Annotated in this window: 19 protein-coding genes; all 19 read right to left on the bottom strand. The window is 52.0% G+C overall.

Going from position 1 to position 16950, the window contains the following annotated elements; translation table 11 throughout:
- Window positions 1–74: 74 nt before the first annotated feature.
- The 19 genes from C173_RS10775 to C173_RS10685 are packed head-to-tail and all read right to left on the bottom strand — an operon-like array spanning window position 75 to window position 16941.
- Window positions 75–485 carry a hypothetical protein gene (locus C173_RS10775; RefSeq protein WP_036724702.1) on the bottom strand — a complete coding sequence of 137 codons (411 nt, stop codon included), beginning with the start codon at window positions 483–485 and terminating at the stop codon, window positions 75–77.
- A gap of 2 nt (window positions 486–487) precedes the next feature.
- Window positions 488–985: a chemotaxis protein CheD gene (locus C173_RS10770; protein WP_036724701.1), complete on the bottom strand. Its 498-nt coding sequence runs from the start codon at window positions 983–985 to the stop codon at window positions 488–490.
- Window positions 978–1604 carry a chemotaxis protein CheC gene (locus C173_RS10765; protein WP_036724698.1) on the bottom strand — a complete coding sequence of 209 codons (627 nt, stop codon included), beginning with the start codon at window positions 1602–1604 and terminating at the stop codon, window positions 978–980. The genes C173_RS10770 and C173_RS10765 overlap by 8 nt, the downstream gene beginning before the upstream one ends.
- A gap of 3 nt (window positions 1605–1607) precedes the next feature.
- Entirely contained in the window at window positions 1608–2069 is a 462-nt protein-coding gene (locus C173_RS10760; protein ID WP_036692546.1) for a chemotaxis protein CheW, read from the bottom strand.
- Between the two features lie 27 nt (window positions 2070–2096).
- Window positions 2097–4187, bottom strand: a complete 2091-nt coding sequence (locus C173_RS10755; RefSeq protein WP_036724694.1) for a chemotaxis protein CheA — start codon at window positions 4185–4187, stop codon at window positions 2097–2099.
- Window positions 4188–4221: 34 nt separating this feature from the next.
- Window positions 4222–5610 (bottom strand): protein-glutamate methylesterase/protein-glutamine glutaminase, encoded by a 1389-nt coding sequence (locus tag C173_RS10750; RefSeq protein WP_036724691.1) that lies wholly within the window; start codon window positions 5608–5610, stop codon window positions 4222–4224.
- A gap of 35 nt (window positions 5611–5645) precedes the next feature.
- The gene (locus tag C173_RS10745) at window positions 5646–6527 is read right to left on the bottom strand and encodes a MinD/ParA family protein (RefSeq protein ID WP_036724690.1); all 882 of its coding nucleotides are present in this window, start codon (window positions 6525–6527) and stop codon (window positions 5646–5648) included.
- Window positions 6524–7942, bottom strand: coding sequence for a flagellar biosynthesis protein FlhF (gene flhF, locus C173_RS10740; RefSeq protein WP_036724688.1), 1419 nt, complete (start codon window positions 7940–7942; stop codon window positions 6524–6526). The genes C173_RS10745 and flhF overlap by 4 nt, the downstream gene beginning before the upstream one ends.
- Complete coding sequence (gene flhA, locus C173_RS10735; RefSeq protein WP_036724686.1) at window positions 7939–9972, bottom strand: flagellar biosynthesis protein FlhA; 2034 nt, start codon at window positions 9970–9972, stop codon at window positions 7939–7941. The genes flhF and flhA overlap by 4 nt, the downstream gene beginning before the upstream one ends.
- Window positions 9973–9992: 20 nt before the next feature.
- The gene (gene flhB, locus C173_RS10730; protein ID WP_081751116.1) at window positions 9993–11087 is read right to left on the bottom strand and encodes a flagellar biosynthesis protein FlhB; all 1095 of its coding nucleotides are present in this window, start codon (window positions 11085–11087) and stop codon (window positions 9993–9995) included.
- A gap of 22 nt (window positions 11088–11109) precedes the next feature.
- The gene (fliR, locus tag C173_RS10725) at window positions 11110–11901 is read right to left on the bottom strand and encodes a flagellar biosynthetic protein FliR (protein ID WP_036724682.1); all 792 of its coding nucleotides are present in this window, start codon (window positions 11899–11901) and stop codon (window positions 11110–11112) included.
- 4 nt (window positions 11902–11905) lie between these two features.
- The gene (gene fliQ / locus C173_RS10720) at window positions 11906–12175 is read right to left on the bottom strand and encodes a flagellar biosynthesis protein FliQ (RefSeq protein ID WP_036692523.1); all 270 of its coding nucleotides are present in this window, start codon (window positions 12173–12175) and stop codon (window positions 11906–11908) included.
- A gap of 22 nt (window positions 12176–12197) precedes the next feature.
- Window positions 12198–12962 (bottom strand): flagellar type III secretion system pore protein FliP, encoded by a 765-nt coding sequence (gene fliP, locus C173_RS10715; RefSeq protein WP_036724680.1) that lies wholly within the window; start codon window positions 12960–12962, stop codon window positions 12198–12200.
- Window positions 12959–13489: a flagellar biosynthetic protein FliO gene (locus C173_RS10710; protein ID WP_036724678.1), complete on the bottom strand. Its 531-nt coding sequence runs from the start codon at window positions 13487–13489 to the stop codon at window positions 12959–12961. Before C173_RS10710 ends, fliP begins: the two co-directional genes overlap by 4 nt.
- 9 nt (window positions 13490–13498) lie before the next feature.
- On the bottom strand, window positions 13499–13864 hold the full coding sequence (locus C173_RS10705; RefSeq protein ID WP_036692515.1) for a response regulator: 366 nt from the start codon (window positions 13862–13864) through the stop codon (window positions 13499–13501).
- A 26-nt stretch (window positions 13865–13890) separates the two neighbouring features.
- Entirely contained in the window at window positions 13891–15225 is a 1335-nt protein-coding gene (gene fliY / locus C173_RS10700) for a flagellar motor switch phosphatase FliY (RefSeq protein WP_036724675.1), read from the bottom strand.
- The gene (fliM, locus tag C173_RS10695) at window positions 15215–16213 is read right to left on the bottom strand and encodes a flagellar motor switch protein FliM (protein ID WP_036692509.1); all 999 of its coding nucleotides are present in this window, start codon (window positions 16211–16213) and stop codon (window positions 15215–15217) included. Before fliM ends, fliY begins: the two co-directional genes overlap by 11 nt.
- Window positions 16214–16252: 39 nt before the next feature.
- Window positions 16253–16720 carry a flagellar basal body-associated FliL family protein gene (locus C173_RS10690; protein WP_036724673.1) on the bottom strand — a complete coding sequence of 156 codons (468 nt, stop codon included), beginning with the start codon at window positions 16718–16720 and terminating at the stop codon, window positions 16253–16255.
- Window positions 16717–16941, bottom strand: coding sequence for a flagellar FlbD family protein (locus C173_RS10685; protein WP_036724671.1), 225 nt, complete (start codon window positions 16939–16941; stop codon window positions 16717–16719). The genes C173_RS10690 and C173_RS10685 overlap by 4 nt, the downstream gene beginning before the upstream one ends.
- Window positions 16942–16950: the final 9 nt, after the last annotated feature.

Here is a 16950-nt window from a genome sequence, read left to right as displayed (position 1 = left end):
TTTCACCCTTCCCAAAGTTTAGTCAGCGGGCAAACATGCGGCGCAAGATGACGGACTTTCGCCGCAGTACTCGCTTATTCTTCTTTCAGGTGACGAACGGCCTTGGCCAATTCTTCAGGATCTTTCATAGAGACTAGCTTCGGAGGCTGCAAAGGCGTGAACCCCCCGGGCTCTTCATTGACCGCCTCCCGTTTTGGGGTTAACAGGTCTTTGAGCTCCTGATCCTCTTCAGGTGTACTAATATCAAGCTTCCCGCCAAGAGACTCTCCGTTATCGAACAAACCGGCTTCCGGGTCTGAGGCTTCTTTTCCGATAATAAAACCCAATACCCATCTCAGGAAGAAAGCAAGCACAAACCAGATAATAAATCCGTACATGCCCCGGATCAGGCTGGTACCCAGCAGGTTCTGTCCGTTGTTCGCAAGGAAGGTTAGTACAAATCCGATCAGTCCGGCCACAATATTCAGCAATAGTTTCCTGCTCATGGCTATATTTCCTTCGGGCCTTTTTGAACGCTGCGGATAAAAATCACTCCGGTATTGCAGGAGATTTCTATCGTGCGCCCATAATTGCCGCCCGTGTCCTCCGCGATAAGCGGAATATGAAGGCTCTCGAGAGCAAGCTTGCAGGATTCCACATTCCGAGGCCCGATCCTCATGGTGTCACTCCCTCCGGCAAAAGCAAACATCTGCGAGCCTCCGGCCATTTTGGCCACAATTCGGCTTCTAACCGCCCCCAGCCCCAGCAGCCGGGCCAATAGCTCAGGCACAGCAGTATCTGCGAACTTGGCGATATTCAGCTGTCCCTCCCTGGCAATCTCTGAAGAGGGCAGCATGACATGAGCCATCCCCGCCAGCTTTTTACCGGGATCAAACAGAGTCAGACCTACGCAGGAGCCAAGACCGGTCGTACGAATAAGGCTGTCCTGGCTGCCTACGTTCAGATCCGCCATACCTACTTTAATGATGCTCTGCTCTTCAATCATTGTCGAACGGTACTCCTAAAGCCTTGAATATTTTGGGGAACGATTCCGGATCGGGAATAAGGAAGAATTGTCCTTCAATTTCATTTTGGCCTTCTAAAAAAGTCGTATCGATCAGCAGCGCATCATCGCCCATCTGACCGAACTGCAGCAGCCCGTAGCCAAGAATGGCTCCGGCCATATCCATTGCAAGCGCCGGCACTGTCGGATACATGGTCAGGGAGGTGAAGTCCGCCAGGGAAGAGAGATAAGAGCCGGCCAGAATATTGCCGATCTCGCTTAGTGCGGATAACTCCATCTCACTCAGCTCATCGCCGCCGGAGACTTCAATACCGGCAATCCGGCTGAGCAGGTTGCTTGCCGCCTCCGGGGTAAGAATGAAGAACAGGTTGCCCGGGGCTTCACCTTCCACACGCAGGAATACCGCATATACCAGTTCCTCCGCTCCGCCCACCTTATCAGTGATCTCCTCGAAGCTGAGCAGCTGTACCTTCGGAACCGCCATATCAATCGGCTTATTAAGCAGTTGAGATAAGGCGGTGGCAGCATTGCCGGCCCCGATATTTCCGACTTCCTTAAGCACATCCATTTTGAAGTCTTTGAAGTTCTTGAATAGCTCCATAGGCTAGCCCTCCAGGCTTTCCAGCTGCACGATTTCACTCTTGTTCAGCACTTCAGACAGGTTAAGCATAATCAGCAGGCGGTCATCACCAATTTTGGCCACCCCGTCCAGATACTTCGCCTTGATTCCGCCCACGACATCCGGCGGTACATCAATAATGTCACGGTTCAGATCAATGACATCGTTGGCTGAATCAACAATGAAGCCCACTTCCATCTCATTCACATTGACGATGATGATCCGGGTCTGGTCGGTGTGCTCCGCTTCCTCGATGCCGAACCGTCCGCGCAGATCGATAACCGGAATCACGACACCGCGCAGATTGATCACACCTTTGATAAAGGAATAGGTCTTCGGTACGCGGGTAATCGGCATCATACGTTCAATCGTCTGGACCTTCTCTACTTCAATGCCGTATTCTTCAGTGCCAAGCTTGAATACAATTACTTTGATATCTTCAGCCATGGAATGACCCTCCCTGTTCTAACCTGATTATTTGATAAAAGCATTCGGATCGATAATAAGCGCTACCTGTCCGTCTCCAAGAATCGTGGCTCCGGAAATTCCCTGCACCTCTGGGAGATACTTGCCTAGGTTCTTGATTACAATTTCGTTCTGGCCAATGAAGTCCTGCACAGCCAAGGCAACCAGCCGTTCTCCCTTGCGGACAACCACGATCTCCGTCTCCTCTTCCGTGCTTTCATCATAGTCCGGAATGGAGAAGATCTTGCTCAGGGAGACCAGCGGAATATGGCTGCCCCGGAACTCCAGCATCCGGTTGCCGTGAATGGTGCGGATCTGGGATTGCTTCACAATTCCAGTCTCCACGATGGAAGAGAGCGGAATGGCATATTTCTCTGAGCCAAGCCGAACCAGCATCGCTGCAATGATCGACAGGGTCAGCGGAAGCTGAACGGAGAAATTCGTGCCCTTGCCTGGTGTAGAGTAGATGGTAACGTTACCGCCCAGGGAAGAGATTTTGGATTTGACCACATCGAGACCCACGCCCCGGCCCGATACGTCAGAGATGACCTCAGCTGTACTGAATCCAGGCGCGAAGAGCAGCTGGTACGCTTCGTCATCTGTCATCGTGCCCGCCTGCTCTTGGGTAATCACACCCTTTTTGACAGCAGAGGCTAAGACATTCTTCGGATAGATGCCCTTGCCATCCTCTTCAATCTCGATGAACACATGATTGCCGCTATGGAAGGCCCGGAGCTGGACGGTCCCGGTCTCCGGCTTTCCAGCCGCAATCCGGTCTGCAATAGATTCAATCCCGTGGTCAACCGCATTGCGCAGCAGATGGACCAGCGGATCGCCAATCTCATCAATCACGGTACGGTCAAGCTCTGTATCTGCTCCAGTGATGATTAAATCCACCTTCTTGTCCAGCGATTTCGCCAGATCGCGGATCATCCGCGGGAACCGGTTAAATACGGTGTCTACCGGAACCATGCGGAGCTTCATGACGATATTCTGCAAATCTCCGCTCACCCGGCCCATATGCTCAACCGTTTCGGTAAGATCCCCGTTCTGGACCTCGGAGGCCAGCTGCTCCAGCCGCACACGGTCAATCAGCAGCTCGCTGAACAGATTCATCAGCACATCCAGCCGCTCAATATCCACACGGATGGTCCGGGAAGGCGACGGCGCTCCACCTGCCCGGGCCGGGGCTGCTTTGCCGTTCTCTTCCTTGGAATGCAGAGAAGCCGCAGGGGAAGCATTACCGGCAGCAACGGGAGCAGCTTCCTGCACCGGAGCCGGAGCGGGCGCTTCGGCTGTAGCTGCTGCAGTGTCTTGTCCCATTTGGCGAAGTGACTCCTGATCAAGCGCCACAGCGGTAACCGCTTCGATCTCTGACAGATTCAGAATCATCTTCTGAATCTCGCTGGCATCCTTTTGGGTTATGTAGTAGAGGGAGAATCCGTAATCGAATTTCTCCTGCTCTATGTCCTGAACCGAAGGGAAGGATTTCACGACTTCTCCTGAACGCTCCAGAAGGTCGAAGACCATGTAGGCACGTACAGCCTTGAGCTGACAGTCCTTGCGGATCGCCACATCCACATACAACACCTGATGGCCTTCCTGAAGGGATTGCTCCAGCACTGAGTACTGGAATTCATCCAGGAACACCTGGGCCGCGCTGGCATTGCCGGACGCAGCAGCAGTAACTTCAGCAGAAGCATTGCCGGCAGAAGGAACCTCTCCGCGTACGATGGCCTGCAGGGAAGAGACAATCTCTGTTACATCGGCCTTGCCCGCTCCCCCGCCGGTGATATCCTCCACCATGGATTCCAGAGCGTCAATACTTTTGAACAGGGTATCAAAAATGAAGTCCTGCATCCGCAGTTTGTTATTGCGCACCAGATCGAGCACATTCTCCATTTGGTGCGTAAGCGAAGCCAAATCTTCAAACCCCATTGTAGCCGCCATACCTTTCAAGGTATGGGCAGAGCGGAAAATCACCTGAACAATACTCAGATCCTCCGGATTCGCTTCCAGCCCCATCATGCTCTCGTTCAAAGACTGCAGATGATCATTTGACTCATCAATAAACATGGATAAGTATTGGTTCATGTCCATGAGCGGGTACCTCCCCTTCGAGTTCGCTATTCCATTATTTAACGGCTTGTACCAGCCTTGGAGCAATTTCTTGCAAAGGCAGGATGTGTCTTACACACTTCAACTCTACTGCAGACCTCGGCATTCCGTATACCACACAGGTTTCTTCACTCTCCGCAAAGGTTGATGTCACCCCCGAATCATAGAGTGCTTTCATCATACGGGCCCCGTCGCTGCCCATCCCCGTCATAATGACGGCATGACGTTCCAGCGAGGTAAGCTGCAATACCGATTCAAACAGTGTATCTACAGAAGGACGATGTCCATTACGGACCTCTTCCTTAGTAAGCTCTATCATGTATTGGCCGCCAGGCACAGGAACCACTGTCAGGTGATAACCCCCGGGGGCAATATACGCCGCACCCTGCCGGAGAATCATACCGTGCTCCGCTTCCGCGACCTCCAGCGCGCTGAAGGTATTCAGACGCTGGGCCAGCGATTTGGTGAAGTTAGGCGGCATATGCTGGACAATGACAATCGGTGCCGGGAAGTCACCGGGGATGTTCTCCAGGAATGCCTTCAGCGCTCTCGGACCTCCGGTTGAGCAGCCTACAGCAACCAGCTTACGCACGCTCCGGCTTCCGCTTGCCTGGCCTCCTGTTGCTGCAGGAGGTTCAACGAACGAGCCTGCAGCAATTTCAGAAGCCGCACGTTGTACAGCCCTTCCGGCGCCCTGCGCCTCCTGGGAGCGGCCTTTCAACCTGTCGGGAGCCGGTTTAGGCACTGCCGGCGCAGGCTTGGCTACCCGCTTCGCAGCCGCCGGCTCAGTGCCGGTCTCCGGCTTCCGTTTGTCAGCGGGCGGTTCAAGCGGCGCCCTGACCCTTGGCTTCTCCGTGCCCTGAAGCGGCGCTTTATCCGCTTCTTTCTTGGACGGCTCCAGCTTCCTTCTTACCGGTTCCACAACAGCCCGCGGAGCAGGCGGTTCAGCAGCGGGAGGAGGCTCAGGCGATTTGACGGCGGAAGCGCGGGCTTCACGGCGCTCGCGCGCCAGCATCGCTTCCTTCATCTGCTCCCGGAGGGACTCTCCGACAGCGATGATATCCTGGGAGTTTGAAATGGACGGCTTTCGGATGAAATCGAAAGCCCCCCACTCCAAGGCCAGAATCGTCTCCTTCATACCCTCTTCATTAATGCCGGACAGCATAATCACCGGGAGCGGACGCTGGGCCATGATACTTTTGAGCGCCTCCAGGCCATTCATCTCAGGCATCTCCACATCCATGGTTACGAGATCCGGACGAAGCTCGTTAACCTTCTCAATCGCCTCGCGTCCGTTGGCAGCTGTCGCTGTGACTTGAAAGTCGGCATCATTCTCTATTAAATCGGAAATAATCTTGCGCATGAATGCTGAATCATCAACAACCAGAACTTTATATGGCCTCATAGCTTTTCCACCTCTGTCCCTCAAATTCAGAACAATTATCTGTTTCGTTTCAACCACTTGCTGATGAATCCCTTGATGCCTTGAACTTTAGCGGTTTCTACTGAATCCACAGCCAGATAGCTCTGCGCAAGCCTCTGCACATCCCTGGCTGCAATACTGTTCGGAAAAGCCACTGAGAATGGAATTTGTTTCTTAACGGCCTGTACTACATGCGGATCACTGCTGATGTAACCGAGAAAGGGAAGCTCAAGCTGCAGGAACCGGCTGGCCGCCATCCGGATTTTGTCACTGGTGGCCCGTGCCTCCCGTTCATCCCCTGCCTGATTGACAATCAGCCTGAACGAAACCTCAGGATGCGAATTATGAACAACCTTCATCAGCGCATATGCATCTGTAATTGCGGTAGGCTCAGGCGTGGTCACCACCAGGCAGTCATCAGCAGAAGTGATGAATTTCATCGTTTCCTTGGACAGCCCCGCCCCTGTGTCGAACAGGATGAAATCCATGGTATCGGCAATGCTTGCAATCTGTGTGGTAAAGTAATTCAGATCCGCCTCCGAGAGTGTGAACAGCTCGTCCATCCCGGAGCCCCCTGCAATGAAGGGCAGCGCCTCCGGTCCGAGCTGAATGATCTGTCCGATATCCGCTTCCCGCTTGAGCAGGTGGTACAGATTGTATCTGGAGGAGACACCCATAAGGACATCAATATTGGCCATGCCGATATCGGCATCGAACAGAAGAACTCTCCGTCCCATGGCCTTCAGTGCAAGCGCGAAGTTAAGGGTGAAATTCGACTTTCCGACTCCCCCCTTACCGCTGCATACCGTGATGATCCGGGCGGAGGCACCGCTTCCGGGAGCCTGCCTTGTATCCTGGCTGGAGACCAGCCGTCTTAATGCCTGCGCCTGGTCCATCACCCGCCCCCTGTTCCCAGCAGCATGTCGCCAATCTGCTCCCCTGTGGCCATAAGAAGATCATCAGGAACATTCTGTCCGTTGGTAATATAAGAGAGCTTCAGCGGATAATCATTCAGGACATTGAACAGCGGGCCGTAGCTCCCCGTTTCATCCAGCTTCGTGAATACAACCTTATCCAACTGGTATCTGCCGAAGTGCTCCGCGATTTTTTTCATATCACGGCTCTTCGAGGTGAGGCTCAGCACCAGCAGGGTCTCGCTCTTAAGCTCCTTGGCCAGCAGGCTCTGCAGTTCAGCCACCAGCATTTCATTGCGGTAATTCCGTCCGGCGGTATCCATTAGCACCAGATCACAGCTCTCCAGCCGGAACATCGCCCGCTGCAGGTCTCCCGGCGACTGGACCACCTCCAGCGGCATGTTGAGAATGGAAGCGTAGGTTCTGAGCTGTTCAACGGCAGATATCCGGTAAGTATCCGAGGTAATCAGCCCAACCTTACGGCCCTGCTTGAACAGCTGCTCCGCTGCCAGCTTGGCAATCGTTGTCGTCTTGCCGACCCCAGTCGGCCCGGCAATATATACAATCCGGGTCTCCGGGGCAATACCGCCGGCAATGCGTCCTGACAGAAATTCATCAATCTGCTCTCTGAGCACAGCCTCGAATTGTTCCGGCCCCCAGCTGCTTCCTTCCTCACGGTAACGCTCCAGAACATGTCCGATCCATTCCTCTACGAGAACAGCGTCAGTCTCCTGGTCAATCAGGCGGCTGCGTAAGGATTCCAGCGCATCAGGCAGCTCGGCTGCCCCTGAGGAATAACGTGCGATACGTTCCATCCATTGCTTCATATCCCGGATCTCCCGCAGGACATCACTCTCAGTTGCAGCGGCAGTATCAGGTTCAGGCTGTTCTGCAGCAAGCGATTCATAGATGGCAGCAAGTTTCTTCCGGCTCTCCTCCGGCTGCGGTACAGCCGGCTGGCCTGCTGCAATATCCTCAGTGCGGATATCCGGCGGCTCCGTCTTGACTAAAGGCGGCATCACAGCGACACCCCCACCCTGCTCCAGCGGATCAGCCAGCGCTGCGGCAATCTCGGCAAACGACTTGGCTGCTGCCGCATCTCTTACCGTCACAGGCGGCGGGAGAGGAGGAGCAGCGGCTGAGGCAGCCTTTTGATAGGCCTCGGGCACTGCATTTCGTGGTACATTCATTGGCGGTGCAGGAATCTTCTCCTGCGCGGCTGCCTTTGCACCGTTCTCCACAGCAGCCACAACCTCAATCTTCTTTTTAGAGAACATGCCCATGAATCCGCCAACCTTTATTTCTTTGGTGCTTAAAATAACGGCATCGCTTCCAAGCTCGCTGCGGATCGAATGCATGGCGTCAGGCATCGTATCGACCACATAACGCTTCACTCTCATAAGTTCACCACCCCGACGCTTTGAATTTCAATGTTTGGCTCCAGCTCGCTGTAGGAGAGCACCGGGATATCCTGCATGGTTCGCTCAATCACCTGGCGCAAATACATGCGAATCGTTGGAGAGGTTAGTACAATCGGCTGCTGGCCAGATTGCAGGAGACGGTTGATCTGCTCCGTAAGCCGCTGATAGACGGTTTGGGTAGACACCGGATCAAGCGCCAAGTAGCTGCCCTGCTCCGTCTGCTGCACGCTCTCGGAAATTTTTTTCTCAAGTCCGGGGCCTACAGTAATGACACGCAGGGTCTCCCCCGTCTGAGAGAACTGCTGGGTAATCTGTCTGGAGAGGGATTGCCGCACATATTCAGTCAGAATGTCAGGGTCCTTGGTATACGTGCCGTAATCGGCAAGCGTCTCGAAGATGGTGACCAGATCGCGGATGGATATTTTCTCCCGCAGCAGCTTGCCCAGCACCTTCTGAATATCCCCGACAGCAAGAATGGAAGGGATCAGCTCGTCCACCAGCACAGGGTAATTCTCCCTGAGGTTGTCGACCAGTTGCTTCGTCTCCTGACGGCCCAGCAATTCGTGTCCATACCGTTTGATCAGCTCGGTCAGATGTGTGGCTACAACGGAAGGCGGGTCAACCACGGTATAACCGGATAATTCAGCCCGCTCTTTCACCGACTCATCGATCCATAGGGCAGGCAGCCCGAAGGATGGTTCAATAGTCTCAATCCCGCTAATCGACTCATCATCATAACCGGGGCTCATGGCGAGATAGTGATTAAGTAATAATTCACCGCCGCCAACGTTATTTCCTTTAATTTTGATGACATATTCATTCGGTTTTAGTTGAATATTGTCGCGTATGCGAATAACCGGCACGACAAGACCCATCTCCAGCGCACATTGCCGTCGAATCATGATGATGCGGTCAAGCAGATCGCCGCCCTGCCCCGTATCCGCCAAAGGAATCAGACCATAACCAAATTCGAATTCGATCGGGTCCACCGTAAGCAAATTGATGACACTTTCGGGACTTCGTACCTCTTCAATCTGCTTCTCCTCGACCAGTTGTTCATCGGCAATCTGCTGCCTGCTGGCCTTCTGCCCCATACTGTAAGCCGCGTAAGCCATCAGCCCTGCCAAAGGAAGCGTGGACATAATCGTAATCGGGGTGAAGAAACCCAGAAACGCAATTGTCGCAGCCACTATGTATAGAAGCTTCGGATAAGACAGCAATTGTCCGGTCAGATCCTCGGCCAGATTGCCTTCCGAAGCTGCCCGGGTAACGATCAGGCCGGAAGCCGTGGAGATCAGAAGGGCCGGAATCTGGCTGACCAGACCGTCACCGATGGTCAATACAGAGTAGGTTGAGAGTGCTGTCTGGAACGACATACCGTGAACGGTCATACCGATAATGAAGCCGCCGATCAGGTTGATAATGAGGATGATGATACTGGCAATGGCGTCACCTTTGACGAACTTACTCGCACCATCCATAGCTCCGAAGAAATCCGCCTCGCGTTCGACATTACGGCGGCGTTCCCGTGCCTGCTGCTCATTGATCATCCCCGCATTCAGATCCGCATCAATACTCATCTGCTTACCGGGCATCGCATCCAGTGTGAAACGGGCGCCTACCTCGGCCACGCGCTCAGAACCCTTGGTGATAACAATGAACTGAACCACCACCAGGATCAGGAAGACAATGAACCCGATCGCGATCTGTCCCCTGGCAATCCAGCTTCCGAAGGTCGCTACGACCTCCCCGGCATGGCCATCAGCCAGAATCAGCTTGGTTGTTGACAGGTTCAGCGCTAAGCGGAACAGCGTTGTGATCAGGAGCAGTGAAGGAAATATTGAGAACTGCAGCGGATCTCTGGTATTCATAGCGACCAATATAATGGTCAGGGCTATCGAGATATTGACAATTAACAGTACATCCAAAAGCCAGACAGGGATGGGCAGAATCATCATCAGCACGATACCGATAATGCCCAGTAGAACTGTTAGATCTTTAGCTTTCAATGTCCTTAACCTCCCCCGGCTTATCTCCTCTTGCCTTTAAGCTTGTATACATAGGCCAGCACTTCGGCAACTGCCTGGAACAGATCGGCCGGCACTACATCACCGATCTCCGCTCTCTGGAACAATGCCCGTGCCAGCGGCTTATTCTCCATCGTTACAACACCATGCTCCTTGGCCAGTTCCCTAATGCGGAGTGCCACATAATCCTGACCCTTGGCTATAATCTGAGGAGCCTCCATTGTGGAACCGTCATACTTCAGGGCGACTGCAAAGTGGGTCGGGTTCGTGATGATAACATCGGCCTTGGGGACCTCCTGCATCATCCGCTGCATCGCCATTCTGCGCTGACGTTCCCTGATCTTGCCTTTGATGATGGGGTCGCCCTCCATCTTTTTGTACTCATCCTTAATGTCCTGCTTGGACATCTTGAGACTCTTCTCATGCTCGTATTTCTGATAGATATAGTCCAGTACAGCCATTATAAAAAGAGCCGCTGCAATCTTGATGCCCAGGCTCATGGTCAGCTTCGCAACGAAGCTGTATGTCCCTTCCGCATCGACATGCGAGAGGCGTGCAAAGCTCTCCTTCTGTCCCCAAAGCGTACTGTAGACCAGATAGGCAATCAGGATGAGCTTGAAGACAGATTTGAGGAACTCTACTACGGAACGCATGGAAAAAATATTTTTGAAGCCTTTGATGGGGTTGATCTTGCTGAACTTAGGCGTAATTCCTTCGCCTGAAGCCATAAAGCCTACCTGTGCGAAGTTGGACACAAGCGCCAGCAGGAAGGTGATGCCCAGCAGCGGAGCGAGCAGAATGAGGATCTGCAGCCCGTACTGGTTGAACAGCGCCGAGATATTCTCTGGTGTTACCTCAAGCATCATCCGGTTCTGGAACACATCTGTATACAGCTTGATAAACCGTTCTTTCATGAAGCCGCCGAAGACGCTCAGTGACAGCAGCGCCGAGAAGAGGACCACTGCACCTGACATTTCAGCACTTTTGGCAACCTGCCCCTTCTTGCGGGCATCCTGCCGTTTCTTCGGAGTAGCCTTCTCTGTCTTATCTCCCCCGAACAGCTGAAGGTTCAGTTTGTATCTTGCCTGTTTTGCCAAGACAATCTCTCCTTACCGTAGCCTAAGGACTCTTCCCAATGAGGCCAAGCAGATTGTGCATGGACTCGAACATAATCTCGAAGAGATTCTGGAACAGCGCAGCCAGCCCCGGCATCAGTATAAGAAGCAGCGCCAGACCGATAATGATTTTGAGCGGAACACCGATGACAAACACATTATATTGCGGAGCCGTTCTCGCCAGAAAGGCCAGGCCTACATCTGTCAGGAACAGTGCAGCGACCAGCGGAGCCGACATTTGGAAGGCCAGCATAAAGGACTGTGCAAAGGTGCGGATCAGAAACTCAGACAAGCTTCCGCCGATCATTTTGAGGAACAGATCATTATCTATCGGCACCCATTTATAGCTGTATACGATAGCATCCAGCAGGTAGTGGTGGCCATTCATGCTCAGGAACAGCAGCAGTGCAATCATATACTTGAAGTTGCCGATAATCGGCGCCGAGGCCCCGGTCATCGGGTCAATGACGTTCGCAATCCCGAACCCGATCTGAATATCGATAAAAGAGCCCGCAGTCTGAATCGTCATAAACATCAGGTAGGCGATAAACCCAAGCAACAGCCCGATTAATGCCTCCCTGATAATCAGGAGGATAAACCCCAGATCCTGCGGAACCGTAATATTCATGCTGCCTGAGCTGAAGATGACCATGGACACAAAAAAAGACAAACCAATTTTGAACGTTGTCGGCACGCTTTGCGACGAAAAGACAGGAACGACAACAAAAAAGGCGGTAATTCGACAAAAAATCAACAGAAAGACAGGAAAACTTTGCAGCAGGGTCTCTATATTCATAGACTCAACCGATATACATATAGAGACTGCCCAGAATTTGGCTGGTGAAATCCACCAGCTTCGTTATAATCCACGGACCGAACAGCAGTAAAGCAAGCAGTACGGCAACGATTTTGGGAACAAACGCCAGGGTCTGCTCCTGAATCTGGGTTGTGGCTTGAAAAATACTGACGATCAGTCCTACCACCAGACCAAGAATCAGCATGGGGGCGCTGGTCTCCAGCACTAAATATACGGCTTGGCCGGCCAGACCGATAATAAACTCCGCATTCATCCCATGTGCCTCCTCTTATAAGTCAGGTGTTAAAACTCAGCAGCAGTGATTTGACTACTAGGTACCAGCCGTCCACCAGCACAAAGAGCATAATTTTGAAAGGCAACGATATCATTACCGGCGGCAGCATCATCATCCCCATGGCCATCAGGGTGCTGGACACCACAATATCAATAATAAGAAAAGGAATAAAAATCATAAAACCCATGGTAAAAGCCTTCTTCATCTCGCCGATTGCAAAAGCAGGTACCATTACTGTTAAAGGAATATCATTATAGCTGGCTGGCTTTACTGTAGCGTTATTGCCGGTATAGTTCATGAACAGCAGCAGGTCCTTCGTGTTCGTCTGCTTGAACATAAACTCCTTAATCGGCTCCTGCGCTTTGTTCAGTGCTTCACTCTGGGTCAGAGTCCCCTTCATATAGGGCTGTAAGGCCGTCTCGTTCACGGTTGCCAGCGTCGGCGACATAATGAACAGGGTTAAGAATAGAGCCAGTCCTACAAGCACCTGATTCGGAGGCATCTGCTGTGTACCCAGTGAGGTTCTTACGAACCCAAGTACGATCACGATCCGCGTGAAGCTGGTCATCAGCACCAGGAATGAAGGAGCAATGCTAAGCACCGTTACCAGCAGCAGGATGGAGATGGAGCTTGTCCCTCCGCTTGCGGCATCGTTGTCCCCCACCGAGATATTGATATTAGGAATCGGGTCAGCATGAACCGGATGCAGGAGCAGCACACTGAAAATACCAAGCAGCATAAAAGAAAGAATCAGCTTTTTTTTCATAAATCCTCCGACTCTTTCCTGAGATCTTCATCCCTGCGCAGTTCCTCCAGCTTCTCTTTGCGCTCTGGCGCCAGTGCAAGCTTGGATTGCAGCGTCTCATAGAAAGACGAAGTCTCATGAATCTCAATTTCCTGGGACGGCACTTCACCGCGCAGCTTGGACTTGATTTTGGCGATAAGCGGTGCAATGAAGTTGTCCGTCCCTGGGGCCTGGTCTTCAAAAGCGGATATAATCAGCGCCACCTCTGCCGGATCGGTGATCTTATCCATCATAGTGATGTCCTCGCCCACTCCGATCAGATAGAGGCTGCCGCCCAGCTCAATGACCTGAATCGACTTATTCGGACCCAACCCCAGCGCACCCAGCGTACGGATGGAACGGCCGCTCATCAGAGTCTGATTGCGGCGTCCCAGAAAACGGATCAGCAGCACGATAAGAATAACAATGACTGCCAGAAAAAAAACAACCTTCAATAAATTCAGCAGGGCATTACTACTGTCTCCGAGCGTTCCGGAAGCAAATAACATACCTCGTTCCTATATACCCAGCGTTTTATTGATGGCTTCAATGACACGGTCTGCCTGGAAAGGCTTCACAATAAAGTCCTTGGCACCGGCCTGGATTGCATCAATAACCATAGCCTGCTGACCCATGGCTGAACACATAATGACTTTGGCATTGGCATCTACTTTTTTGATCTCCTTAAGGGCGGCGATCCCGTCCATTTCAGGCATGGTGATATCCATCGTGATCAGATCCGGGCGCAGTTCCTTAAATTTCTCTATAGCCTGTGAACCGTCCTGGGCTTCACCCACTACCTCAAATCCGTTCTTCGACAAAATGTCCCGGATCATCATTCTCATAAATGCTGCATCGTCCACGATTAGAATTCGGTTAGCCATTTTTACAAAATCCTCCCTAAGTATGCTTATTGTAATTTTTGTATACGGTCCCACTGGCTGACGATATCCGTAACGCGGACACCGAAGTTCTCGTCGATAACTACGACTTCCCCCTTGGCAATGAGCTTGTTGTTAACCAGAATGTCAACAGGCTCACCTGCCAGCTTGTCCAGTTCAATAATTGAACCTTGCGACATTTCCAGAATATCTTTGATCTGCTTCTGGGTCCTTCCTAATTCTACGGTTACCTTCAGTGGTATGTCCATTAATAAATTTAAATTATTTTCGTCAATATTGCCAAAAGCCCCTGCACTCAGATTCGCAAATTGCACAGGCTGCACATTCACATTACGGCCCTGTGCCGGATTCTGCGGCTGAGCCTGCGGATAAGGCGTGCCCTGAGGCGGCATTCCGTAAGGCGGCATGCCCTGCATCCCATACGCCGGCATCCCTGCCGGAGGATAATAATATCCCCCTTCCGGCATTCCCGGATAAGGTGGCATGCCCTGACCCTGCGGCGGATATTGCGGCGGGTAACCTCCCGCCTCCGGCGCAGGCATCTGCTGCTGAGCTGTAGGCGGCGCCTGCGCTGGTTCCGGTGCTGGCGCTGGTGCGGCTGCCGCAGCCGGAGGCGGTGTGGCTTCCGCTGAGGAGACTGCCGCTTCCTGGTCAGCCTGGCTGACATCGCCTAGCAGCATGGTCACCATATCCTTGGCGAATTGTACCGGCAGCAGCTGCATGATGGTGGAATCAATCAGATCGCCGATCTTGAGGCGGAAGGAAATCTGGATCAGAGTCTCATCATCCGGCAGGCTACCTACACCTTCTCCGCTGGACATGTTAAGAATATCAATGCCAGGCGGAGAAATGTTGACGAATCTGTTGAAGATCGTTGACATTGAGGTAGCGGACGAGCCCATCATCTGGTTCATCGCTTCCTGCACGGCACTGATATGAATCTCGTTCAGTTCCTCGTCTTTGGGATCTCCTTCCCCGCCGAGCATCAAGTCGGCAATGACCTGTGCATCCCTGATCTTGATCACCAGAGAATTGATTCCCTGGAAACCGTCGACATACTGTACGTGAACAGCTACATGAGGTTTGGGAAAGGCTTCCTCGAACTCTCCGCGTGTAATAATGGATACCTTAGGGGTAGTAATGTCTACCTTCTTACCCAGCAAGGTAGAGAGTGCGGTTGCCGCACTTCCGAAGGTGATATTGCCGATCTCTCCCAATGCATCCTGTTCAAAAGGTGTTAAGTAATCATCCACGGTCTTCGGTGAAGGAGCCAAATTGCCTTCCGCAGACTGTCTAAGAAGAGCATCTATCTCTTCCTGGGACAAATAATCTTTACTCGTCAAACTCTTCAACCCCTTCGCTGACAATCTCGTCTATTTGCACAGCCACACGTTCTTTGATCATCCCCGGACTTCCAATGAATTTCAGCTTGTCCCCCACCTTAATCGACAGACCGGAATCCACCGTCTTGTTAAGAGAAATCACGTCGCCGATGCTGAGCCCGAGAAATTCAGCAATGGATAAATTCGATTCGCCCAGCTCAGCCACGATTGGAAGCTGCGCCCGGTGCACTCTTGCCCGGATGGCTTCGAGCTCTACCTCATCCCGCACCTTTTTCTCAGAGACAAACCACTGGTGCACCGAGAGTCTTGACATAATCGGCTCCAGCACAACGTGCGGGATACAGAGATTGATCATCCCCGTTGTGTCTCCTATTTTGGTACTGAGGGAGATCAGGGCAATCGTTTCATTAGGCGATACAATTTGCATAAACTGCGGATTCGTTTCCAGCGCCTCCATCCGGGGATGGATATCAAGCACCGTCTTCCAGGCTTCCTGCAAACTTTCAAAGCATCTGCTGAAAATCCTCTCCATAATAGTCGTTTCGATTTCAGTCAATGCGTTGATTTTGGAGGGTGCCGTTCCGAAGCCGCCAAGCAGACGGTCCAGCATGGCAAAAGCAATATTCGGATGCACCTCCATCACCATCCGGCCCTCCAGCGGCTCGGCCTCAAAAATATTCAATATCGTCATTTTGGGAATGGAGCGGATAAACTCGTCATAAGGGAGCTGCTCTACTTGAACGACATTGATCTGCACGAAGGTGCGCAATTGGGCCGAAAAGTACGTTGTAAGGTAGCGGGCAAAGTTATCATGAATCCGGGTTAAGCTGCGGATATGATCTTTAGAGAAGCGTACGGCCCGTTTGAAATCATAAGAGCGGATCTTTTTAGTAGTTTCCTCTTTTTTAAGTTCGTCGGCATCCATTTCACCGGATGAAAGTGCAGCAAGCAGAGCATCAATTTCGTTTTGTGATAGTACATCAACCAATTCAATCACCCCCCCATCAAAGAATTGACCCGCCTGCAGCTACATTGGTGCCATTATGAATTTGGTGAATTCAATCTGGGTAATCGAACCTTCTGTCAGGTTTTTGTTGATAATGTTCACCAGTTTGCTGCTGAACTGATCTTTGCCGCTGGCCCCATTCAGCTCCTCGGGTTTGGCATCGGCAATCGCTTTGATAATCAGCGGTGTTATTTTAATCGATTTTATCTTTTCGAATTCTTCCTTGGACGCCGCTGAATCTAATTGAAGCGCGATGTCAACTGAAAGGATGTAATCGGGATCGGCGAGATTAGTTTTGATATCCTGGATTTCGGCCGTCATCTTAACAATTTCATCAGCAGTCATCTTCTTCGTCTCCACGTTCTGGACAGCCTTGTTCACTTCATTCCCGTCACTCGGGAAAAATCTGTCCATCAGCAAAAATGCAGCGACTACGATAAGGGTAACGGCCAGCAATATCGTGATGAGCCATGGCAGCATCTTTTTCATGAAAGCTCCTCCATTGACTGGACTTTAATGGTGGCAGCGTGTGTGCCTATGTCCCTGTTATATTCCTTGATCTTGCTAATGACTTCATCGGCCTTCTCAAGCACGATCAGCCTTTTGCCGGTTACAAGCGTAATATACGTGTCCGGTGATTCTTCAACCATTTCAACCAGCAGGGCATTCAGCCACATCCCCGCCCCGTTCAATCTTGTTACCGAAATCATGACAGGCCT

The sequence above is a fragment of the Paenibacillus sp. FSL R7-277 genome (genome assembly GCF_000517965.1).
In the GTDB taxonomy this organism is placed as follows: Bacteria; Bacillota; Bacilli; order Paenibacillales; family Paenibacillaceae; genus Paenibacillus_AQ; species Paenibacillus_AQ silagei.
This window is presented reverse-complemented; position numbering and strand designations above follow the sequence as displayed.